This is a genomic window from Algoriphagus sp. (assembly GCF_039969895.1).
GTDB lineage: Bacteria > Bacteroidota > Bacteroidia > Cytophagales > Cyclobacteriaceae > Algoriphagus.
The window spans coordinates 211,716-235,508 of record NZ_JBDVMZ010000004.1 but is presented as its reverse complement, the minus strand read 5'-3'; the positions used below and the strand labels follow the sequence as shown (position 1 = coordinate 235,508).

Here is a 23,793-nt window from a genome sequence, read left to right as displayed (position 1 = left end):
TAATGAAAAGATAAGCATGATTTTTATAATTAAACAAAAGTTTTAGTGATTAGCGCACTTAAGTTTGTTTTAGGACGGGTAATAGTATATTGAAAGTAGCACCTTTACCGGCGCTGCTTTCTGCAAAGATTACTCCGCCATATTTTTCTATGATTTTTCGAGTGATCGACAGACCAATTCCTGTGCCCTCAAAATCTTTTTTGCCATGCAGCCTCTGAAAGATTGAGAAGATTCTATCTGCATATTGCTGGTCAAATCCAATACCATTATCACTGAGTTTGATCAAATGGTATTTTTGTGAAGGATCTAGGGTAGAAAATTTAGCGACTAATTCTGGTGCTGCCGGTTCTGATTTTATGGTGATTTCCGGAATGGATTCAGGCTTGGAGAATTTAAGTGAATTAGAAATCAAATTTTGAAAAACCTGCCGATATTCTGTTTCCGAGCCTTCCACTTTAGGAAGTTTCCCCAGCGTGATTTTTGCTGATTTTTCTTTGATTGCTATTTCAAAATCCTCTAGCATCTCATTGATAACTCGAGTTAGTTTGACATATTTTATATTTTCACTATCGATTTTACCAGCCCTGCTGTATTCCAACAGATCTGTAATCAACAGCCGCATGCGTACCGCGGCTGCTGTAATTCTATTCAGATAAATACTTCCGTCTCCTTTTAGTTTGTCAGCATATTGTTCATTGAGAAGATCAGAGAATGCGGTGATTTTGCGCAATGGCTCCTGCAAATCATGCGAGGCTACGTAGGCAAATTGCTCTAATTCCTTGTTTGAGTCATCGAGAAGCTGGATTTGATCTCTTAGTTTTTGCTGATAGCGGCTGATTTCTCTATTGGCCACTTGTTGTGCTTTGTTGTATTGGTAGATAGAGAAAAAAGTCACCAACCCAATGGTGATAGAAAAGATAGAAATGAGCCCTACGATAAAAGGAAGCGCGTTGATGTTATTAATAAGGCCTTGATTTCTATCTATAAAAAGGGCGTTTTCTACATCGTTAATGCGGATTATTGCTGCTTTGATTAGCAGATAGCCATGCAATGCATTATCGACCACGTTCGGATCCAAAAATCCAGATATGTCTCCATGCTCTTTCATATGAGCAATACTAGCATCAAATGTCCTGACTCTGGATTGGATTAGACCCCTGAGTTCTTCAATATTATTTTGTTGCTGAGCGTTGTCCTCCGTCAATGCTTGAAGCTCATTCAGAAGTAGATCTGCGTCAATATTGGACTGTTGGTAATAAGTCAAAAAGTCCTCATTTCCCGAAATCACATATCCTCTAATATTGGTCTCTCTTTCTAGAATACTGGCATACAGCTCATCTGTCCGCTGTAGAACGTCTGAGGTGTGCATTACTTCCTTGGTATAGAAATCTATCCGACCGGCTGTCCAATAGGAGACGCCACTTCCTATTATAATTAGGATCAACGTGACGATAGAATATGTTTTGACTTGGCGAAGGGATGTTTTATGTTCGTCTTTCATTGTGATTATCCCCTGATTGGGGAATTATTTTCTCGTAAAGAATATAATATTGGCTGAAAATTAGTTTATAAACTTAGGAAAGGGCTCTTATAACTCATTTAGGGGCGTTTTTAAGGTATTTAAGAATAAAGGCATAGCAGTTGAATAATGTGATGAAACTAAATCACACAACCTAAACACCAAAATTATGAGCTCTTTATTGTATTTCATCGCAGTGATTCTCCTTATCGGATGGCTAGTAGGAGTATTTGCTTACAGCGCATCAGGTTTGATCCACGTATTACTAGTATTGGCAGTAATAGCCGTGCTATTCAGACTGATCTCAGGAAGAGGAATTTAGTCTTTCTCGGTCATTCCACTTCATTATTAATCAAAGAAATTTGAAATCTTTTCACAACTAACGTAAAAAAACCATGAACAAATCAGGAATAAATAAAACACTTTGGCTTAGCGGACTTTTGACAGGAGCTCTAGTAGGAGCATACCTCTACAAAAATAAAGATGACTTTGGTCCTCAAAAGAAAAAATTGAATAAGCTGATGGGTGATGTCAAAGATATTCTCGGAGATGTCAAAACAAAAATGCTTGAAGCAAAATCAGACGGTATCGATGCCACTAAGGCGGCGTTGCAATCTGCCAAGGAAAAAGTAGATAAAGTGAAGTAAATAGGTTTAGAATTTTGAAAAGGTGTGGCTAATAGCTACACCTTTTCTTTAAACTTGCTTGACATTTACCATTTCTCAAATTTTAAGAATTACCCTAGTGATCACGGAGCAGATGAGCCAGAGATGAAGAAAAAATTAATACTTGTAATAGATGACGAATTAGAAATCAGAAATCTTTTGACCCGTTTTTTGGAAAAAAAAGGATTTTCTGTGGTTTCAGCCGGAACACTAGGAGAAGGAAGAAAATTATTTGACCAGTCAAAACCTGAACTGGTTTTTCTGGATGTAAACCTACCAGACGGAAATGGGCTGAATGAATTAAAGCATATCAATTCGGGAAAGTTCAATCATAAAGTAATCATGATGAGCGCCTTTGATCATAACGAAGTAAAAATAGAAGCCATCCAATATGGAGCGCTTGATTTTCTAAGCAAACCCTTCAACATAGCGCGACTGGATCAGGTGGTCCAGACTCAAATATCCAACCCAACCAATACTAAGTAAATCATGGCTAAGATTCTAGTGATCGATGACAACATAGATATCTGTCAACTTCTGGAGCGATTTCTCACCAAGAAAGGCTACGAGGTAGAAACGACTATTTCAGGGAAAAATGGCCTGGATATGGTCAAAAATACTTTTTACGACCTCATTTTCTGTGACTTTAAGTTACGAGATATGGAAGGTAGGGACGTATTGATGAAAGTGAGAGAAATATCTCCCGGAACCCAAGTCGCCATTATCACAGGGTATGCAGATGTGAAAATAGCAGTTGAAGTAATCAAAAATGGAGCTTTCGACTATGTCACCAAGCCGCTCATTCCTGATGAAATAATCAATCTTATTGAGCGAGCGCTTTCAGCTTCTAAAGCCAATAAATCCAATATTCAGACAGTCTCTAAGGCAACTCAACAGAAAAAAGAGACAGCTCCCAAAGCCGCAAAATCTGAGTCCAGCTATCTCAGAGGCACTGGGCCAGAATCTAAGAAATTGTATAAAGAGGTAGCTCTTGTAGCACCTACTAGCTTGAGCGTAGTCATCTACGGTGAAAGTGGAGCTGGTAAGGAAAACATCGCCCGTACTATCCACGATCAAAGTGAGCGCGCTGGAAAACCTTTCATTGCGGTGGATTGCGGTGCGCTGACCAAAGAACTCGCAGGATCTGAGCTATGGGGGCATGAGAAAGGCTCTTTCACAGGAGCACTGACAGAGAAGCCAGGACAATTTGAACTGGCAGATGGAGGAACTATATTTTTGGATGAGATTGCCAATCTTTCTTATGAGACACAAGTTGGCCTATTAAGGCTCGTTCAAGAGCGTAAATTGAGAAGAATTGGAGGCACAAAGGATAAGTCAATTGATGTAAGAATTCTGGTAGCTTCCAATGAAGACCTACGCAAGGCTGTCGCTGAGGGGAAGTTTAGAGAAGATTTATACTTCAGATTCAATGAGTTTAGTATTGTAGTTCCACCTCTACGTCACAGAAAAGCAGATATTGAAGCATTTGCTTACCACTTCCTTGAGCTTTCTAATGCAGAATTGAACAAGAAAGTATTTGGATTTGATGAGAAAGTCATGGATGTATTGAAAGAATACCCATGGCCTGGCAACCTTCGAGAAATGCTAAATGTAATTCGTAGGGCTACTTTACTTACTGACGGTGGCAAAATGCTTGTTTCGGCTTTGCCACCAGAAATTGTCTATGCTCAGAAATTCAACTTTTATGAGTCAGATTCAGAAAAGTCGGAAAATAAAACGAGCAAAATGCCGTTAAATTTGAAAGATGCAGCTGCAGAAGCAGAGGCAGAAGTTCTCAAAAAAGTCCTGGAAGAAGTGAAATACAATAGAACTCAAGCTGCTAAGCAACTAGGAATTGACCGTAAAACTCTCTTCAATAAAATGAAGCAATACGATTTATAGTAAAAGTTGAACGCCTAGCCCGGACACAGTTCCGGGTTTTTTTTGTGCTTAATTTCAACGATATGGGGAATTTTTTTCATATCGATTTCACTTCAGTGTATTCCCTAGACTAGAAGATCTACGTTTTATTTTTCATTCAAGCCCAACTTCAAAATAGTCTCTTTGTATAACTCAAGATCTCGCTCTTTCCTATGGGAACCCACAGCGTGGCACAGCACTTGAACTTATAGTAGCATAGTTTCAAAAATTAAAATTTAAATACATCACATATGACAACCACAGCAAAAGCAACCCTAGCAAATCATTTGAAATTGGACACAAAAGCAATGAAAAATGTATCAGATAAGATGAATGACTTACTATCTGATTATCATATTTTCTACCAAAATGTGCGAGGATTTCACTGGAACGTGAAAGGAGAAAATTTCTTCGATCTTCATGTACGATTCGAAGAATTATATACTCAGCTTTATGAAAATATTGACGAGATGGCCGAGAGAATTGTGACCATAGGATTTAAGCCATTACATTCATACACTGACTATTTGAAAAATACGATTCACAAGGAAATCACGGATGTCTCTAATGGAGATGAATGCGTGAAGCACGTGATTGATGGTTTGGGAATTTTGGCTCAGTCTCATCGTAAAGCTGCCAAAGCAGCCGAAGAAGCTGATGACATCGCTACCGCAGACATGCTGACTCGCTTTGTGGGAGATATTGAGAAAAGAATGTGGATGTTCACCATGTTCTCTAAATAATCCAAAGCATAAATTAATTAAAACCGCAGTGGTAGCTGCGGTTTTTTTTCTGCAAAAAAAAAGCGGCCATTCCAAAGCCGCTTCAAAAAATAGGTTGAAAAACTTAAGTTTCAATCGAGTATTATCCCTAAGCTAGCGCTTTTTCACAAAATTCAACACACTTTTGAACTTCTTTTACAGGATTTGATCCCTCAGGTATTTTGTATTCTAACTCTATGGTAGCGGGGAACTTATACTTGTTTTTTGCCATCAGTTGAAGTAGCTCAGGAATAGGTGTGTCACCAGTGCCCCAGGCGAGGTTTCCTTTACCATTTGCAGGCGTTTGTCTATCCTTGGTATGCATGCTGAGAATTCGGCTATGCTGCTTTTCTATCAGGGGAATCAGGTCAGTATTGCCGGCAGCTATGTAGTGTCCAGCGTCCAAATTGAGGCCATTTCTTTTGCTTTGCTTTAATGCTGTGTCCCAGAAAGTAAAAGTCTCCTGTTCGTGACCATGGTAGCCCACAGACATCTTATATTTTTCGCCCAACTTCCCTAACCTAAGCGTATGTGCATCATCAGAAGGATGCTCAAGGGTGACATGTGATGCTCCCAGTGCTTTGGCAGCGTTCATGCCATAGGCTATTTCCTCATCAGAGGCATTGATTCCGAAGGAATTAGGCTTAAAGGCATAGATACTTACACCGGCATCGTTATACATTTTTCGCATTTTCTCAAATGGAGCCGTTCCTACTTTTTTTCTCCAAGCTTCTGCTTCCTTTGCATAGGCGTCGGATTGGGAAGTGAGATCCGCCAGCTTCGCCTTTTCATCAGCAGATAGCTCTTCATTTCTCCTTTGCTTGGCTAATAGCGGATACATTTCCCGCATATTGACTGGGTTTTTTGGTTTTCCGGCAAAAGACTCCGCCGGATCTCCCATCAGCTCGATGGCAGAAAGCCCTGAGTCAAGCACGTATTTAAGGGTGGCTTCGGCACTTTGATCTGGCATGGACCTGAATGAATACGTGATGCATCCTATTTGCACGCCGTTGATCAGCGAGTTTGGTTTATTGAGTGATTTGATGATGGCAGGAGCACCGTGTAGCCAGGAAGGCGCAAGGGCAAGTCCACCTAATCCGAGTGTAGATTTAATCAGAAATTCTCTTCTATTTTTCATGTGTTCTGGGTTTGAGAGTTAAGTTGAATATCAAATAAGTATGATGATCCGCAATGATGCCAGTGGCCCTAAATTCTCTACTTATAAGATCGGGAGTCCGATCAAAGTAGTATTCTTAAATCTTAAGGTTGACCTTTCCTTTATTACCTTGCTTCTTTATTGGTAGAAAAGGGCATAGACATACAAATTAGTATTTACTTTCTCTTTTTTGCCCAAAAGTTTACGCCTAATTTTATTTTCAGGCTGACTGGTCATATACTGTTTTGAATTATAGCGTGAATAGAACTTTCGAGAAAATGGATTACCAAGAGAAAAATATTGCAGAGCGAATCACAAGGGAAGACTTTCTTGGTGAACTTCAATTCCTCACCTCCAGAAGTGGTGGAGCCGGCGGTCAGCATGTCAATAAGGTGGAGACCAAAGTTCAGCTCAAATTTGATATTCCCAACTCTCAGGTTTTAAATGAGGAGGAAAAGCTTTTGCTCCTCGACAAACTATCAACTAAGACAGACCAGACAGGTGTGCTGCTGCTTCAATCCCAAGAAAAGCGCTCTCAGATACAGAACAAGGCATTGGTTATCCGGAAGTTTGAGGATTTGCTTCGCAAAGCTTTTCAAAAGAAAAGAATCAGAAAAGCCACTAAACCTAAAAAAGGCGCTATTGAAAAACGCTTGAAAGCGAAGAAAAATCAATCTGAAAAGAAAGCTAATAGAAGCTGGAAGGAATAGCGCTTGTTTTTTAATTTGAGTAGTATAAGTATCTGAAATTTAATAGAATATACTCCATGCTTCGCCTCGAAATATCCGATCAGAACTGTACGGTCTGGCTAGTAAAGTGGGAAATTGAAAGTGAGTCAAATTCGTGTTAGTTGATTTTTAACGGCTCTCATTTTCCTCGGGACAGGATAGGGCCTTCATGAATAGAATTGCAAAGATTCATTTTATAAAATTTTTTTTTAGTAAATCCGGATAGCTCATAGATAAGGGATCACCCTACTTTAGCTTCATCATAAATCAATTTTTAAAAATTAAACTTTTAACACGATGGGAAATCTAAGTGAGTCTCAATTGAAAACTATTCAATCAAGCAAGAGCTTGAAAACAAGATTTGAAAGCATGCATCTTTTGAACGTGGATAGAAAAAATATCCAGCAAGTTTTGAAAATCAGTGCCGACAAGAGTTCGGCAGATCTGGATCTGACCTCCAAAGCAATATTGCTACGCAGCCAAACAGGAGATTATGAAGAAGCATTTGAGCTTGCCTCCTGGTCTGCTTCTTCCATTCCTGCTTCCCGAAAAGTGGTCGTGCAAAGTTTTTTGAAGAATAAACAAGCTCCTTTATTGGTACATCAGATTGCCAGAATGAAGAGAAATGAGGCCGGAGGCTTAATGACAGATTATTTTGCTGAAGGAGGCGATATCAAGGATATAGCAGAATGGCTCAGCGCAGCTGGCAAAATCTTGAAAACGGGTGCTGTTCCAGATGATACGGACGGTTTTTGGGGCTGGGTGAAAGACACGGCGGGCTCTGTGGTAGATGCGGTGGTAGGCGCGATTAATACAGTAGCGGATGCTATTGCAGCCGCAGGCAGAAATCTTGCGGATGCCATTTCGAAAGTTGCCTCATGGGCCCAGGATAAGATTTCAGATTTTGTAGAAGCTGTGATGGCTGCCGGCAAATCAGTAGCAATGGTTTTGCAGGAAGCGGTGAAAAAAAGTCTGGCTGTTTTGAATAAGTTTATTCAAGCAGTGATAGAAGCTGGCAAGAAAGGAATTGAAGTGCTGAACTGGGCTATTGGTCAGGCAGCAAGCACTTTAAAGTCCGCCTTGGTCAAACTGGAAGCTTTATTAGGCTCTTTTACTTCATTGCTACTTGAGGTTGCAAAAATGGCTACAGCTAAATTGAACGCTGTAGTGAAATCATTGCTGGATGCTGGAAAGAAAGTCATTGACTTCATATACAGACTGGATCGCTTTGCTCATGATTTTGCTAAAAGATTGGTTCAGGAATTACGAAAAATCGGAAGGACGATAGGAGAGATTATGACCGCTGTGGTGAACTACTCCAGACTTATTGCACGAAGGGCGATAGAGGCACTTCGAGAAATGGGGGCCACTATTTTTGATATTTTGAAAGAAGTCGTAAACAGAACTGTTCAGCAGTTAGCCAATATTATAGGTGCTCTGAAAGACATGGCTACAGCACTGACCTTGATAATAAATGAAATAGCCAGATTTACGGCAGCTCAGGTCAAGCGACTAATGGAGGCTCTGCGTGTAATCTGGACTCAAATGAAGGATATTTTAGAGGTGATCGCGACTAAGTCTCTTTCTGTAATTCGTACGCTCATCACTGCTTTGATCGGTACAGTGAATCATTGGAGAGAGGTACTGAAAGAAATAGCTACCAATGTGAGAGACGCCTTCAGGAGCGGCTTGATTAAAGGATTGATAGAAATCGGGAAATCGGCGGTAACCTTGATGATAGAAGCCACCAAACTTGGAGCCTCCATTGCAGCTTTGATCTTTGCTATTTTGATGGATATTTTCGGTTCACATAGAGGGTTGAATGCTGAAGAAAGAATACAGGCAGAGAAAGTGTTTGGAGTTTCTATAGATTTAGATCGGGTGAAACTGACTGATGCAAGTCTTGCCGCAGATCTGATCATGTGGATGAACAAAAATCGTCCATTCACCACTATGTATGTGATCAATTATAAATCGGGATCAACATTACGTATGGATACCCTGATTCATGAGTTGACCCATGTGTGGCAGGCTGTTACTTCCGGTGGGGTATATATGATAGAAGCGCTTCATTCACAGTTTTTTGGAAAAGCATATAATCTATCCGAAGCTGACCTTGTCAACGCAAAGGGTAAATTGTCAAATTTGGAGCGGGAACAACAAGCGGTAGTGGTGGAGGAATTCTGGAAAGCCGAATTCGATGGCCAAAAGACAAAAATTCCTGTGGATTTATTGCGTCCATTTGCTAAGCAAGTTCATAAGTCGAGGTTCGTTATCAAGCCGTTTAGGCTAGCAGATTTGCAACTGAAGACTAATTTGGTTTTGATCAATAATTAATTCTTTTAGCTAATGAGAGCTGTCATTTTACCAGAAGACTGGTATAAAGAGGCTACTATTTTTACAGAGAGGTTGAATTCAATTCAGCCTCTCTATTTTTGCATTCCATATACTGAGGACTCATTGATCGATTTGAAGGAATTTGTCACCCACCTCCATAAGACCTTAGCAAAAAGAGACGTCAGCTCTGCGATGCTTATTCTTCCAAACTATTTTGCTTCTGGTGATAGAATTGACCTTTGGCCAAATATGATTCAGACAAATTCTACCTTCAGGTGGATTTTATCCATTTACTTTTCTGATAGTTGGTTACAAGTAGAGGAAGAGCTAGCTAGGCTAGACTTGGAGTCAAATGAGAATTTGCTTAATGAAACTCACCTAACATGCCAGTATCAGCCTGCTTATACCAAATTGCTTCTGCTGGGGGAGGGGAGAAATTGTCAAACTTATCACCCTGGTGATTATTTCAAACTGGATATTTTGCCGATTATTTCAAAAATGGAGGGAAACTGGGTGTATTGGGGACATGGAGAAGGTGATAAGCTTCGTGGATATGATCAATTGCATACCTCTGATCTATTGAACTTTCACAGCGGAAACTGCCTGAACTTTACGCTTTGGTTTACTTGCTCGACGCTAGACCGAGATTACCCGGAAAATATAGCTTTGGCTTGGTATTTAAGCGGAGCTACTTCATGCATACTCGCTAGTCCGGATAAAGTGAAGACAGATGATAACATTCAACTTTCTCAAGCTTGGTTTGTCGTAGCAAATGAAGCTAGGAGAAAAACTATCGCAGACGTGGTTTTGGAGGTATTAGTAGAAAACCCGGTGGTGTTTGGAGAAATTTTGAGTCACTATTTTTTACTTGGTATTCCCTGGGTGAAAGGACAGATTTAAGAGTGCCTAAGTGAGAAAACTAGCTCAATAAAAAAATAAGGGAATAGGCAATGACTTTAGGTTGAGGAACTTGTATAACTAATTTTATTTTAATAAAATTTTACCTAAACAATCTCTGTAGGCTTCAGTTACAAATTCAGAGAAATCTTGTTTAATAGAAACTAGTTCTTTAATCTTTAATAATCAAGAAATGAATGATCAAAAAATATACATTATCGGTGCGGGTGTAGCGGGCTTAGTGGCTGCTTTAGAGCTAGAAAAAGCAGGATTTTCTCCTGTAATTCTAGAAGCTAGCAGTGGAATAGGGGGGCGGATGAAAACCGATGAGGTAGATGGTTATTTGCTTGATCATGGCTTTCAGGTACTACTGACAGCCTACCCTGAGGCCAAAAAATACTTAAATCTAGCGGAGCTCAACTTGAAGTTTTTTGAACCAGGAGCGGTGATTTTTGGTGAAACCGAGACTTTTGTAGTTTCTGATCCATTGCGCAATCCGCTCAAAGTAGTCAATATGGCATTCTCCCATGTGGGGAGCTTTTTTGACAAAGTGAAAATGTTCAATCTAACCCAGATGCTCAAAAACAAGTCTATTGAGCAGATTTTCGAAGAGCCTTCCATTTCTACCCATCAGTACTTGATCGCCTATGGGTTTACAGATCAGATTATTTCCAACTTCTTCAAACCGTTTTTCCGAGGGATTTTTCTGGAAAAGGAGCTACAAACCTCCTCGAGGATGTTTGAGTTTGTCTTCAAGATGTTTTCTCAAGGTATGGGGGCTGTACCGGAAAAAGGGATGATAGAGATTCCAAAGATGCTCCGTCGTCAACTAGAGCGAACAGAGTTTCATTTCAATTGTAAAGTGACTTCAGTTCAAGGCCAGGAGATAGAGTTGGAAAGTGGGGAAACTATCTTTGCAGATCGAATTATTATTGCCACGCAGCCGGATCGCTTTATGAAGCAGATGCAGGGGCAATTTGCCAAACCAAAATCAGTAGTTACGCTTTATTTTTCCCTTCATAAATCATTCATGTCTCGCGCTATGATAGGCTTGATCCCTGGTGAGAATCATTTGATCAATAACCTGGTATTTATGACGGATGTGTCATCCGCTTATGCTAAAAATGGCAGAGCACTTCTTTCGGTTTCAATTTTAGATGCTGATTTATCAGAGAAGGAATTGATCAAAGCAGTGCAAGCAGAATTGGAGAAGATTTCGAGGATCAATGCAGAGTACTTTAAATTTGTGAAGTCTTATTTTCTTTCCTATGCTATCCCAACGGTGGATGATATGAAATACAGCATTCCATTTACTGAGGCTAAGATTTCGGATAATGTCTATTTGGCTGGTGATTATCTGTTGAACGGTTCTATCAATGCGGCAATGACTTCCGGAAGGATCGCAGCGGAAGCTGTGACGCATAGCTTCGTTTCAGTTTATTAATGTTTTTGGCTCTACGCTGACTTTATGGTTGAAGAAATGCAGTTCTACTTCAAATCTATTAAAGAGAACCAAGTCTCTATTTTGTGAAAACTTTCACCAATTTGAGCCTTCTTTGTCATTAGTTAAAAGTTGTTCTGTGTTAGTTTTTGGCGGCTAAAAATTAACCCGTATTCAGGCGGGCTGGCAGAAAGTTTTAAGCCTCTTTTCTTTCCGCTGAGAGGTTTATTGCTGTTTTGGGCTGAATTAATGGCGGGATTTTGTCCTGCCTTTAGGACTTAAAAAATGATTCCATCTTCAACTTGGCCTAAGTCTAAAAATTGCTTTGCAACAATTTCTTAAAGTCTTGTTCCTTGGGGGCAAAGAGATTTCCTTGACCGCTAGAAACCAAGCTCAAAACCGAAAATGCCGAAAGGCTCACCCATCCGGCAACTACCCTAAGAAGTTGGCCATTAATATAAAGTCACGTGTTTTCAACAAAAACTCAGGGAGAACCATCTTTTTGAAAAAAGTGAAAATAGGGGCTCTGACTCTAGTACGAAGATTTCATTTAATCCATTAGGCATATTTCCTTAACTTCGCGACATGCAAAATACACCTCCTTGTCCCGCTTGCAATTCTCCCTATGGCTATGAGCTAGATAGAAAAATGATTTGCCCTGAGTGCAGTTTTGAGTGGATGCTAGGTGAGACATTAGAAGAAGTTGTTGAAGGTTTGGAAGTTAAAGATTCTAATGGAACCGTCTTGGTAGATGGTGATGCAGTGACGATCATTAAAGATCTTCCGGTAAAAGGTGCACCAAAACCAATCAAAGCTGGCACAAAAGTGAAGAGCATTCGCCTGGTAGAAGGAGATCATAATATCGACTGCAAGATCGATGGCTTTGGCTCGATGGCGCTGAAAAGTGAGTTTGTGAAGAAGGCTTAAAGATTTAAGTTTTCTGATGTTTGAATTAAAAAAGCCCAGTAATTGAACGAGTATATAGTTCAACTACTGGGCTTTTTAGAAATCTCAAATTCTAAATTTCAAACTTCAAATTTTTCACTTACCAATCGGCTTATAGTCCACCTTTACATCTCCAGCTACGTACTGAAGTGCATCTAAGAAGTAGGCTAGGATATCGGCGTTTTCAAAACTTTGCGCATTATGCGAAGTGGAGATGTACATTGCTCTTCCCTTTCCATCTTTTCTGATCCAAGACACGTAGGTTTTGCCTGAAGTTTTCTCAGAACCTTTTCTCTGGCCTTCTATTTCCGCGTTGTTGAAGTAGGTGAGCGGTTGGAAATCCAAGTCATCGTAAGCGTTCTTGTAGAAATAAGGCTCGTCCACATGGTAGTACCCATCGGCAGGAAGGGATTTGGTCAATGGGTGTGTAGGATCTTCAATTCTAACTTGGAACGCCTGCTGCTTGGTGTGATAGTCAAAGCTACCTCCAGTCAATTTGGAGAATTCCATGGAGTTGTTCAGCATGGTGTTACCTCCATGTACCAATAGGATTCCCCCACCTTTTTTCACGTATTGGATGATGTTATTTTCCAATTCATTGGCCTTTTTCCATACAGCTACGCTATCTAGTGAAGCATCTTCGCTGAAGACGTCCACAAACAAGTTTCTGTATTTAGGCTTAGAGTTAGTGTTATCAAACACAACAGCATCAAATTCATTCAACATGGCTTTTTCCATCATCGCGATGTCTGTACTGATGGTGACATCAAAAGCTCCACTTTTCTCTCCTAGAATCTCTATCATAGCTGCCGTATGCGGATTCACCCAATGCCAGAATCCTGTATGTAGCGAAAACACCAAGATGTTCTTTTTCTTTTTACTTGGAAAATTGGCTTTATCTGGAGCCAACTCTGTGATTTTGTCTTTCCAAGCTTGATCCAATGGGATCTCTTTAGGGTTTTGAGCAAGGGCAAAATTGATGCTTGCTAGGAAAACGATTCCGTAGATAATAATCTTCTTCATGGCCAATTTGGATGAATGGGGTTAGTCGTTATTTTAGTTTCTCTATCTTTAAAACTCGATCCCAATAACCTGATTTTTATATGATATTCAAAAGGATTTTCTGCGTACTGGCTGTTTATCAGTGCTTACTGGTGGTGGTTTTTGCACAAAAAGTAACCCTGAAAGAGACCTCTAGCGGAATTGATTTCGTGATTGGTAATCAGTCAGTTCTAACCTATCAAACTGCTGTCGCGGACGTCCCCGAAGGTGTGAAAAAAGATTTTGCAAAATCTGGATTTATTCATCCCTTGAAGTCTCCATCGGGTCAGACACTCACTAGAATTCAACCAAAAGACCACTACCATCACTACGGAATTTGGGGGCCTTGGACCCGTGCTACCATCAGTGGGAGGGAGGTTGACTTCTGGAATTTGGGTGACCAAAAAGGAAGAGTGGACTTTTCTCATGTCCTTTCAAAGAAGGAAGCAGGTGGTGCAGCGGAGCTAAATGTCCGTCAAAACCATATTGATTTGAAAGCGCCAGAATCGGAGCGTATTGCTATAGCCGAAGATCTCCGCATCAAAGTAAAGCCGGCTGACAAAGGACGATATATGGTGGACTATACCACTACCATCGAAACGGATATTCCCGGTGGAATTCTGCTGGATGATTATCGATATGGTGGTGGAATAGGCTTTAGAGCTACCGAGAGATGGGGAACAGACAATAGCACCATTCTAACGGCAGATGGAGATACTCGGAAAACCGCTGATGGCACAAATACCAAATGGATTATCGTCCAAGGCCAAACGGATGATCCTTCTGGTAAGAGTGGAATACTGTTTCTAAGTCACAATACCAATAAATCTCACCCCGAACCACTTCGGGTTTGGCCAGAAAATAATTATAATGGTATTGGAAATGTCTTTATTGAATTCACTCCTATCCGTCATGATTCCTGGGAGCTTCTGCCAAACCAGCGCTACACCCTCAAATATCGAATGATTGTATTCGATGGTGAGATGACTGCCGAGGAAGCAAACGCTTACTGGTCTGCCTTTGTGAAATGACGCTCCACCTATTTATAAGCAGTCACCTGTCTGAAGTAATTTTTGAGAATTTCCTTTTAGCCAATAATAATACCCTAGTAATAATTAACCCTGTAGTAAAATGAAAAGAAGAGAATTTATTAAGAACAGCGCCCTAGCCAGTGCGGCTATAGGTTTCCCCACGATAGTACCTGCGTCAGTTTTTGGGAAAAATGCTCCAAGTAATAAAATCAATGTGGGTCAAATCGGTTGTGGTAGAATAGCACGAGATCATGACTTGCCGGGAGTGTGGCAGCATGATGTGGCCCGTATCGTTGCAGTATCGGATTTGGATAGCAATCGTATGGACGACGGTAAAAAATGGGTGGAGAATTACTACACCAAGAAAATGGGAAAAGCCTATCTGGATGTAAAACAATACGGTGACTACAAGGATATGCTTCAAAATAAAGATATAGATGCGATCGTGATCAGTACACCAGATCACTGGCACTCTCAGCCAGCGATGGAAGCATCTTTGGCTGGCAAACACGTTTATGTACAAAAACCTACTTCCCTGACTATTCGCGAAGGGCGACAGTTGGTCGAAGCTGTCAATAAAGCTGGTACGGTTCTTCAGTTGGGTACGCAGCAGCGTTCGAGCGAGCAGTTCCGAATCGCTGCCGAACTTGTCAGAAATGGCCGAATCGGAAGACTGCATACCGTGAAAGTTGGTCTTCCGGGAGATCCAGCTGGACCAGAAGCAGCCCCTATGCCTATTCCAAAAAGCTTGAATTATGACATGTGGTTGGGATCTACGCCTGAGGTTCCTTATACTGAGATTGGTGTGCATCCTGAATCAGGCTATGATAGACCGGGTTGGTTGAGAAGAGAACAGTTTGGGGCAGGAATGATCACCGGATGGGGTCAGCATCACTACGATTCGGCAGCTTGGGGAATGGATACAGAATTGACAGGTCCACGCTACATTCAGGCAGTGGCTGAGTTTCCTCAGTCAGGGCTTTGGAACGTACATGGAGATTTCTACTCAAAAGCAGAATATGACAATGGAATCATCATGTACACAGGTGGAGGCTACCCGAATGGTATTCGCTACGAAGGTACAGAAGGATGGATTTGGGTGTCTCGTGGCAACTACGTAGCTTCTGCCTCAGATCCAGTAGCTAAAGGAAATAGTGCCAAAGCATTGGACGCGTCTGACCCTAAGATTTTACAATCTGTCATAGGCCCTGATGAAATCCAGCTGATTAGAAGCAGTGAGCATCATGGCAACTGGCTGGGAGCTATTCAAGGAAATAATGAATTGCTGTCTCCGGTAGAAATAGGCCATCGCTCTTGCTCTGTTTGCTTACTGACGCACATCTCTATGAAGCTAGGAAGAAAGCTGGAGTGGGATGCCAATACTGAGCAATTTATAGGAGATGCAGAAGCTAACTCCATGTTGGAAAGACCACAGAGAGCCCCCTATGGCACAAACCAAATTAAATTTTAGGATTTGATATGCAGTAAGAAAGGAGACAGAAGTCGGAAGAAGATAGACAGGAGTAAAAATCCTACCCTCACTTCTCTCATCTGCCTAGGTCTTCCGTCATCCGTCTTCCAACCCCTAATACAAAGAGAATTTGTCTCATTGTGGAGTTACGGATAGTCATAAAAATTATATATAAAACTTAACTCGTTTACATTTTGAAAAATACAGCTCTGGTAGCTATTGCAGCAGGATTATTACTTTCCTGCGAAAATAAAGAACATGTGAATCAAACTACTGAATCCTCTGCTGAGATCACGATCATGTCTCTAGATCCGGGTCATTTTCATGCCGGCCTAATCCACAAATCCATGTATCCGCAAGTGGATTCTACTGTCTATGTTTTTGCTCCTGAGGGGCCAGAACTTAAGGACTACATGACTCGCCTTGCTGGATACAATGAGCGTGAGGAAGATCCTACTGCTTGGAACTTACAAGTCAGTACTGGCGATGATTATTTGGCAAAGATGATCTCTACCAAACCTGGGAATGTGATGATGGTGGCAGGTAAAAACGATCGCAAGATTGACTACATCACTTCTGCTATCTCTAACGGGATCAATGTCTATGCGGACAAACCACTGGTTATCAATAAAGAAGGTTTTCAGAAACTCCTGAAGGCCTTCGAGGAAGCTGAACAGAAAGATTTGCTCCTTTATGATATCATGACGGAACGGTTTGAGATCAGTACCATTTTGCAAAAAGAGCTTTCTATGGTTCCTGCTGTTTTCGGAGAATTGGAAAAGGGCACACTGGATAATCCTGCTATCACCAAAGAGTCCGTACACCATTTCTTCAAGTATGTCTCAGGAAAACCACTAGTTCGTCCGGATTGGTTTTTCGATACGGATATCGAAGGGACTGGAATCGTGGATGTGACTACGCATCTGGTGGATCTGATTCAATGGGAGGCTTTTCCTAGTGTAACTCTGGATACTACCGATGTGCAGATGCTGGAAGCTAAGCTTTGGGCCACTGAGATGGATTTGGAACAATTCAAGTTGGTGACTGGAAAAGATTCGTTCTCCGATTTTCTATTGAAAAATGTGAGCGACAATAAGCTGCGTGTCAATAGTAATGGGGAGATGAATTATACCCTGAAGGGAGTGCATTCTAAAGTAAGTGTGATTTGGAATTATCAAGCGCCAGAAGGAGCAGCGGATACGCATTACAGCATGATGCGTGGAACGAAAGCCAATCTAATTATCCGGCAGGGTGAAGCAGAAGGCTACGTAGCTACTTTATATGTAGAGCTTTTGGATGGCCAAGATGAAGCGTTGACTACTTTGGTAAAAGAACAACTTCAGGATAGATTTCCTGGGCTTGATTTAGAGAAAACTGGTGTGGGTAACTACAAAATCCTGATTCCTGCTGAGTACCACAATGGGCACGAGGCTCACTTTGCTCAGGTTACGGAGAAGTATTTGGAGTATTTTACCAACAAAAATATGCCTTCCTGGGAGGTGCCAAACATGATTGTAAAGTACTTCACAACTACTGAAGGATTGAGAAAAGCAGAAGAAAAATAGATTTCCCTGAACAGGAATAGTATTTAATAGGTTGGTTAGTTAAGCTTCAAACTTATGGGATTAACTGATCAACCTATTTCTGTGTCCAAGCCAACCGTGGCTATCGCCGGTGCTGGCGGCTATGTGGGACGATGGTTTATTCATCATTTTCGGCATAAATACCATATCATAGCGCTGAGTCGAAAGAAAATCAAGGACAATCCCTATCCTGAAGTGACTTGGAAGCAGGTCGAATTATATTCCATATCCAGCACTGTGGAAGTGTTGAAAGGCGTGGATGTAGCCATTTACCTGGTTCACTCGATGAATGCTTCCACCCGCCTGAATCAAGGAAGTTTCGAGGATACAGATCTGCTTTTGGCGGATAACTTCAGTCGTGCAGCTCATCTCAACAAAGTAAAACAGATCATCTATCTGGGTGGTCTTTTACCCAAGGAAACAGGAGAGAAGCTTTCCAGACATTTGAGAAGTCGACTAGAAGTGGAGGAGACGCTAGGGTCACGATCAGCCAAACTTACTGCGATTAGAGCTTCGATCATTGTAGGTCCGGGAGGTTCTTCCTTCGATATGATTAAGAATCTGGTCAAAAATCTACCCGTCCTGATGTGCCCACAATGGACCGAGTCCTTGACTCAGCCCATCTCGCTACGGGACACTTTAGATATCATTGATACCTGTGTGGCTAATAAAAATGTCTATGGGCAGGCGATAGAAATAGGGAATCCTGAGGTGATTTCTTATAGAAAAATGCTCGAAATCACCGCGGAGGAGATGGGAAAGAAGCGACTAGTTTTTTCAGTTCCGGTTTTTTCCCTTGGTTTATCCAAACTGTGGGTTGGCTTGTTTGGTGAGTCACCGCCCCAGCTTGTCTCTCCACTGGTGGAAAGTCTGAGGCATACACTTACCGTGTCGGAGGAACTTAAATTTCGCGAAAAAAACATCGCCTATCTTACTTATCAAGAATCAGTAAGAGAGGCACTTGATTCTGATATTGAGCTTTTGGAGCCAAGTTTTTTTCCGCAGGAAAAAGTGAAAAATACCGTTCGAAGCATACAGCGAATGGCCAATCCAGAGGGTAATACGGCCACTTGGGTAGCGCAACGATATAATATCTGGCTTCCTACATTTTTCAAGTTTTGGATCAATGGTGAAATGCTAGAATCTGGAGAAATTGTCTTCTATTTCCTCTGGAGCAAGAAAAATCCCATGCTTCAACTGACCATGATCCCCGACAGAAGCGAGGTGAACCGTCAGTTGTTCTATATTTCAGGAGGTTGGCTGGTGAAGCGCTTCGATCACGGATGGCTGGAATTTCGTGGGGTATTGGATAATAAGTACATCATCACGGCTATCCATGAGTTTGTACCGAGGTTGCCTTGGTTGATATATGTGAATACCCAAGCTAGAATTCATCTGTGGGTGATGAATAGATTTAAAAAATATTTGCAAAATCGTCTGAATTAATTTGAGTGAATTTTGCTTTTAAAATAGAACAGTTTCAACCAAGTAAATTTTTAATATCATGAAAAACTTAAGTTTTAAGAACGGAGATAAGCTTCCAATCCTAGGATTAGGGACATGGAAAAGCAAACCAGGAGAAGTCAGTCAGGCAGTGTATTGGGCGATAGAGGCAGGATATAGACATATCGATTGTGCTGCTGTGTATCAAAATGAGAATGAAGTAGGGGAAGGAATCAGCAAGGCTATAGCAGAAGGCTTGGTGAAGCGTGAGGAGCTTTTTGTGACTTCAAAGCTTTGGAACAATTCCCATAGAAAGGAGCAGGTATTGCCCGCTTTGCAGAAATCTCTTTCAGATTTGAAGTTAGATTATGTGGATTTATATCTGATTCACTGGCCTATTTCCTTCAAGGAAGGGGTAGGATTTCCCAAAGAGCGAGAAGATTTTTATACCTATGAGGAAGTTCCGCTGCGTGAAACTTGGCTAGCAATGCAAGAGGTGAAGGAAAAAGGGTTTGCCAAGCATATTGGCGTATCCAATTTCAATCAAGAAAAATTAACAGAGTTATTGGAGCTGGAGGGGCAGAAACCAGAAATGAATCAGGTAGAAATGCAGCCTTATCTGCCACAACGAGCTTTAGCGCAATTTTGTAGGGAAAATGGAATCTTGCTCACTGCTTATTCACCATTAGGCTCACCAGACTCTAGAGCAGAAAAACATGCAAATGATCCCAAATTACTTGAGGATCCTGTTGTCAAAGAAATTGCGAATAAGCATAAAGTAGGGGAAGGCCAACTCTTGATTGCATGGTCTATCGCGCGCGAAATAGCCGTAATCCCTAAGTCAGTAAATAAGGAGCGGATCATTGGGAACTTGGCTGCTGCCAAAATCACCCTGGACGATCACGATATGATGGAGCTTCGAGATATTGGGATTTCTCATCGCTTTATTGATGGTTCTTTTTTCACAGGAGAAAATAGCCCATACGAATTGTCGGATTTGTTTGATTAGAAATTCGTAAGCTGATTAGTGGCCAAGATACCAGTGAGTTGATATTCTTTCCATAGCTGGTATAAAGACCGATGAAGGATGACCGGAGCACCTCGACTTTTAAGTTAAACATTCATCCTTGGTTTTTTCTCCACAGTGTTGGAAAAGCAATAATCATTATGATTCTTAAAAAGCGTTTTAGATGCTCCAGATGAAATTTATGGAGTTTGTTAAAAAATTAGGGGCGAAAATAGTTCGCCCCTAATTTTTTACCCGTTTCGAGTATGTATTCCTTACAGCAAATCATTCCAATTTCTCTACCCTAGTTGGAGTATCTTTTCCGCTTATAATTGTCTTGCTGCTTAGGGCGATTGCCTTGATGATCTCTGTCATGTTTGCTATGTCAAGGGTTTCTATCTCGTCACTTGGCTTGTGGTAATTTGGCTCATTGTTTGGCATTTCATCCATTTTGGCAGTGGAGATAGTATGCGCAGGGACACCAAGTGCTGCCAGGGTTCTGTTGTCACTTCTATAAAAAAGATTCTGCTTCGGATAGGGGTCTGGCTCAAAATGAAACTTTGATCCTGTAAGGTTTTTCTGAAGTATTTCTCCCATGGAGCTTTTCTCATATCCCGTAATGTAGGCGGAATTGGTTCCCCATTTACTCTCTGTGCCAATCATCTCTATGTTGACCATGGCCATGACTTGGTCAGGATCTAGCTGTTCAGAGAAGTATATCGCACCAAACCCACCAGATTCTTCAGCCGTGAAAGCCACAAAGATCAAGGTTCGTTCGTTGTCTTTTAGTTGGTTGAAATACTTGCCCAGCATCATCACTGCGGTAGTGCCGGCGGCATCGTCGTTGGCTCCGTTATAGATACTATCGTTGTTGGCGTCAGGTCTGCCTATGCCGATATGATCGTAATGCGCACCAAAAACCACGTATTCATCTTTTAATGATTTGCCTGGGATCACGCCTACTACGTTTTGCAGTTTTTGCTCCTTCACCTGATTGATGACCGAGAGGTCGATAGCCTTTGGATCTAGGTTTTCTGTCAAAATAAACACCTGAGTGTATTCAGTGGGGAATTTCGCTCTGCCGGCATTTCGGCTCAATCTAGCGTAGCTAGCTGCATGAGCAGGATCTATCAAGATTAGCATATTCTTTTTGCTTCGAAATGCTGGTGTAGCCAATTGATTGAAGTTGGCATCCTTAGCCACTCTGACCACTTCATAGTCTGTCAAAGACTTAGCTGAAAGAGTGGTCGCGGTAGTGTTGACGATCACATTGCTGGAATTTAATGCCTCATTGTCTAAGGTTCCGCTGATTTCCTTTGGGCTAGTTTGGATCATGGAAAAAGTCTGCAAGTAGGAATCGTTTTCTCCAAAAAATTCTAAGCCACTTTTCTGAAACTCACCTGCAATAAATTCCGCTGCTTTATCCAACTCAGGGGAGAAGAGTGCTCTTCCTTTCATTTCATCGGCTGACAAAACTCTTTCTATTCGCTCTACCTCCGCGGGATTGATGAGAGAGGCTATTTTGGGTGAACAAGAATATAAACCTGCGCACAGAATAGTCAACGATAGGAATGTTTTTTTCATAGGATAAGGAGTTAAACTTGGATGAAAGGGTGGAGGACAAATATTAGCTGTTTTGGGTAAAAAATCTAGTCGTTTATATAAATGGTACAACAAGACAATAAATACCTTGAGGTTTCGAATCGGGTAGAAATACGCCCCCAATTTTTCTAGGTTGAGCGTTTGTTTCCGTTGGAATTTACACGCTTTTATACCTCTTCGATGACTGTTTCCGGATGAAGGTTGTATAAGCAAAAAAGCTTAGCGAATTGAATCGCTAAGCTTTTTTAATGAATCATTTGACTTGTCAAATCTATACCTCAACCTTCTTCTAGTATAAGGCTGACTTTTTTATCTCAAGGAATTTATCCACTTGGCTATTTTCATAGCGTCTTCTTTGGAAACTTGCGCCATAGGAGGCATAGGGGTAGCATAATCAGGCCAGTTTTGTGGTTCTGGATTGTAGATTAATTCTACTATTCGCTCATTGGAATATCTTCTTTTGGCCACCTCATCATAAGCCGGGCCGATTACCTTTTTGTCCTTCATGTGACAAGCAGAGCAGGTGTTGGCGGCCAAGATAGTTTTGATCTCTGCTTCCGAAGGAATTCCACTTGGGGTCACTGGCTTTTTCGGCTGTGCAGGTTGAGCAGCAGGTGCTGCTTCTTTAGTGCTAGCCTGAGCAGGAGTGAGCTTAATCATCATCTTGTCGCCAGCTGGAATATTATGTAGGGTATAATATGCATCTGGATGTACCAAAGAGAAACTTCCGTCCAGAGCTCTCACACCGTTTAGGCTGATTTTGTGCACATAATCCTCTCTCAAGCCCTCAACTGCAATTCTAGCAGACATACCATCAGGGGCTACTTCTACTCCTAAGATTTTCAAGGTTTTGTTGTCAACAGGAGGACTACCATAAACTGGATAATACTTGTACGTGAAGCTTTCTACTGCGTAAGAAGTCAAATCTTCAGCAGTTGCTTTATTCACTGGCTTGGTGAATTCAATTAGGAATCCATCTGGCTGTGCTTTTACAGTTCTCATTTCAAAGGGAACATTGTAGTTCCAAACTAAGCGCTGCAAACCTTCATTTGCTTCACCTGCTGAACCCCAACCCCGGTTGGTTTCGCCTATGAATAAAGACTTATCCGCAGCCCAAGCCATTCTCAAGATACCGGACTGAAATCCAGATCTAAAATCTATCGAAGCACCTTGCATTACACCGTCAACTTCTTCGAGAATCACTCGCATGATTTTACTTTGACCTTGATCGCCGATGAGTACTTGGCCTGCAAAAGGTCCGAAATGTCCTTCTGGAATCACGATAGGTTCTGCGTTAGAAATTCCCTGAATACCATGAGGCAACCATACGGCAGGCAACTTCAAATCAGGAAGCTTTTCTTTAGCTTGAGCCATGGTGATGTAAGGTGCATCGATGACGTTTTCCGGCTTTTTGAATCCTCCAGTACCATTTGGGATTTTCTGTGGATCTACCACTTGGTTGAATTCTTCTGTCGTCAATTTCAACGGCGAATTTGGAAGACCAGTCCAAGCCAATCCTGCAGGGTGTCCAGTAAAATCTCCTTTTTCCACAAACCAAAGTCCGCCAGAACCGATGTAGTCACCTTGGTTTTCGGTATAGACCAACTTGTCACCAAGCATTCCAATCCCGGCTGGGGATCTCATACCGGTTGCATAAGGTTCCATGGTTCCGTCGCGGTTGATCTTCATGATCCAGCCTCTCATAGGCACACGGCTTTCGCCTCTCCACCATTCCTGGTCACCAAAGGCGACGTTAGCCGATACAAAGAAGGAGCCATCAGGTCCTACTTTTGGGCCAAAGCTGTATTCATGATAGTGGGCAGAGATAGGCCAGGCATAAACTGTCTCATACAAGTCTGCTGTACCGTCTTGATCAGTATCTACCAGCTTGGTGAGTTCGCCTCTTTGCGCAAGGTAGAAAGCTCCATCTTCGTAATGAAGCCCGAGAATCTCATGCAGGCCAGAGGCAAATTTTCTAAAGAAAGGCTTAGGGCTAGTAGGGTTCTCTACGATAAAAACATCACCTCTTCGAGTGGCTATACCTAGATCTCCATTGGGTAGCACGGTCATGCCGCCTACTTCCAGCAGGGTTCCTTCAGGTGCAGTGACGCGCATGATTTTAAAGAAATCCTCTTCTTTGGGAGATTCTTGCGCATCTGCTTGTCCTGGCAATAGTTGAATCACTGCTGCAAGGCCGAAGGCAATTTTTGTAAATTTATTTTTGAATATATTTTTCATCCTTATGGT

20 protein-coding genes are annotated in these 23,793 nt (G+C 41.6%); 15 read left to right on the top strand and 5 right to left on the bottom strand.

From position 1 onward, the window contains the following. Positions 1–58: 58 nt before the first annotated feature. Positions 59–1,501 carry a CHASE3 domain-containing protein gene (locus ABJH64_RS02040; protein ID WP_348276689.1) on the bottom strand — a complete coding sequence of 481 codons (1,443 nt, stop codon included), beginning with the start codon at positions 1,499–1,501 and terminating at the stop codon, positions 59–61. A 187-nt stretch (positions 1,502–1,688) separates the two neighbouring features. On the opposite strand from ABJH64_RS02040, the gene ABJH64_RS02035 reads away from it, so the two are divergent. From ABJH64_RS02035 to ABJH64_RS02015, 5 genes are all read left to right on the top strand, one after another. After that, complete coding sequence (locus tag ABJH64_RS02035) at positions 1,689–1,841, top strand: lmo0937 family membrane protein (RefSeq protein ID WP_348276688.1); 153 nt, start codon at positions 1,689–1,691, stop codon at positions 1,839–1,841. Positions 1,842–1,914: 73 nt separating this feature from the next. Then, complete coding sequence (locus tag ABJH64_RS02030; protein WP_348276687.1) at positions 1,915–2,166, top strand: hypothetical protein; 252 nt, start codon at positions 1,915–1,917, stop codon at positions 2,164–2,166. A 54-nt stretch (positions 2,167–2,220) separates the two neighbouring features. Continuing rightward, on the top strand, positions 2,221–2,670 hold the full coding sequence (locus tag ABJH64_RS02025) for a response regulator (protein WP_348276686.1): 450 nt from the start codon (positions 2,221–2,223) through the stop codon (positions 2,668–2,670). A 3-nt stretch (positions 2,671–2,673) separates the two neighbouring features. Continuing rightward, on the top strand, positions 2,674–4,086 hold the full coding sequence (locus tag ABJH64_RS02020) for a sigma-54 dependent transcriptional regulator (protein WP_348276685.1): 1,413 nt from the start codon (positions 2,674–2,676) through the stop codon (positions 4,084–4,086). A gap of 269 nt (positions 4,087–4,355) precedes the next feature. Continuing rightward, positions 4,356–4,847 (top strand): DNA starvation/stationary phase protection protein, encoded by a 492-nt coding sequence (locus tag ABJH64_RS02015; RefSeq protein WP_348276684.1) that lies wholly within the window; start codon positions 4,356–4,358, stop codon positions 4,845–4,847. A 127-nt stretch (positions 4,848–4,974) separates the two neighbouring features. On the opposite strand, the gene ABJH64_RS02010 is transcribed toward ABJH64_RS02015, so the two are convergent. Then, positions 4,975–6,003 (bottom strand): sugar phosphate isomerase/epimerase, encoded by a 1,029-nt coding sequence (locus ABJH64_RS02010; RefSeq protein WP_348276683.1) that lies wholly within the window; start codon positions 6,001–6,003, stop codon positions 4,975–4,977. A 296-nt stretch (positions 6,004–6,299) separates the two neighbouring features. Between ABJH64_RS02010 and arfB the strand changes: the two genes are divergently transcribed. The 5 genes from arfB (at position 6,300) to ABJH64_RS01985 (ending at position 12,351) form a co-directional block, all read left to right on the top strand. Beyond that, positions 6,300–6,731, top strand: a complete 432-nt coding sequence (gene arfB / locus ABJH64_RS02005) for an alternative ribosome rescue aminoacyl-tRNA hydrolase ArfB (protein WP_348276682.1) — start codon at positions 6,300–6,302, stop codon at positions 6,729–6,731. A 315-nt stretch (positions 6,732–7,046) separates the two neighbouring features. Beyond that, positions 7,047–9,086, top strand: coding sequence for a hypothetical protein (locus tag ABJH64_RS02000; RefSeq protein ID WP_348299630.1), 2,040 nt, complete (start codon positions 7,047–7,049; stop codon positions 9,084–9,086). 12 nt (positions 9,087–9,098) lie between these two features. Beyond that, the gene (locus tag ABJH64_RS01995; RefSeq protein ID WP_348276011.1) at positions 9,099–9,986 is read left to right on the top strand and encodes a hypothetical protein; all 888 of its coding nucleotides are present in this window, start codon (positions 9,099–9,101) and stop codon (positions 9,984–9,986) included. Between the two features lie 190 nt (positions 9,987–10,176). Continuing rightward, a complete protein-coding gene (locus ABJH64_RS01990; protein WP_348276010.1) occupies positions 10,177–11,427 on the top strand; it encodes an NAD(P)/FAD-dependent oxidoreductase in 1,251 nt (416 codons plus the stop codon). A gap of 582 nt (positions 11,428–12,009) precedes the next feature. Next, positions 12,010–12,351 (top strand): zinc ribbon domain-containing protein YjdM, encoded by a 342-nt coding sequence (locus ABJH64_RS01985; protein ID WP_348276009.1) that lies wholly within the window; start codon positions 12,010–12,012, stop codon positions 12,349–12,351. Between the two features lie 114 nt (positions 12,352–12,465). Here the strand turns inward: ABJH64_RS01985 and ABJH64_RS01980 are convergent, their stop codons facing one another. Next, a complete protein-coding gene (locus ABJH64_RS01980) occupies positions 12,466–13,392 on the bottom strand; it encodes a ThuA domain-containing protein (RefSeq protein ID WP_348276008.1) in 927 nt (308 codons plus the stop codon). 80 nt (positions 13,393–13,472) lie between these two features. Here ABJH64_RS01980 and ABJH64_RS01975 point away from each other — a divergent pair, with 80 nt between their 5' ends. The 5 genes from ABJH64_RS01975 to ABJH64_RS01955 all read left to right on the top strand — a co-directional run bounded on the left by ABJH64_RS01975 (position 13,473) and on the right by ABJH64_RS01955 (position 19,947). Next, positions 13,473–14,441 carry a PmoA family protein gene (locus tag ABJH64_RS01975; RefSeq protein ID WP_348276007.1) on the top strand — a complete coding sequence of 323 codons (969 nt, stop codon included), beginning with the start codon at positions 13,473–13,475 and terminating at the stop codon, positions 14,439–14,441. 100 nt (positions 14,442–14,541) lie between these two features. Then, entirely contained in the window at positions 14,542–15,912 is a 1,371-nt protein-coding gene (locus ABJH64_RS01970; protein WP_348276006.1) for a Gfo/Idh/MocA family oxidoreductase, read from the top strand. A gap of 194 nt (positions 15,913–16,106) precedes the next feature. Further along, the gene (locus ABJH64_RS01965) at positions 16,107–17,477 is read left to right on the top strand and encodes a putative oxidoreductase C-terminal domain-containing protein (protein WP_348276005.1); all 1,371 of its coding nucleotides are present in this window, start codon (positions 16,107–16,109) and stop codon (positions 17,475–17,477) included. 54 nt (positions 17,478–17,531) lie between these two features. Next, entirely contained in the window at positions 17,532–18,941 is a 1,410-nt protein-coding gene (locus ABJH64_RS01960; protein WP_348276004.1) for an NAD-dependent epimerase/dehydratase family protein, read from the top strand. A 58-nt stretch (positions 18,942–18,999) separates the two neighbouring features. Next, on the top strand, positions 19,000–19,947 hold the full coding sequence (locus tag ABJH64_RS01955) for an aldo/keto reductase (protein WP_348276003.1): 948 nt from the start codon (positions 19,000–19,002) through the stop codon (positions 19,945–19,947). Positions 19,948–20,229: 282 nt separating this feature from the next. Here the strand turns inward: ABJH64_RS01955 and ABJH64_RS01950 are convergent, their stop codons facing one another. Both ABJH64_RS01950 and ABJH64_RS01945 read right to left on the bottom strand, forming a co-directional pair. Next, the gene (locus tag ABJH64_RS01950) at positions 20,230–21,528 is read right to left on the bottom strand and encodes a M28 family peptidase (RefSeq protein WP_348276002.1); all 1,299 of its coding nucleotides are present in this window, start codon (positions 21,526–21,528) and stop codon (positions 20,230–20,232) included. A 327-nt stretch (positions 21,529–21,855) separates the two neighbouring features. Continuing rightward, positions 21,856–23,784, bottom strand: a complete 1,929-nt coding sequence (locus tag ABJH64_RS01945) for a c-type cytochrome (protein ID WP_348299341.1) — start codon at positions 23,782–23,784, stop codon at positions 21,856–21,858. Between the last annotated feature and the right edge of the window lie 9 nt (positions 23,785–23,793).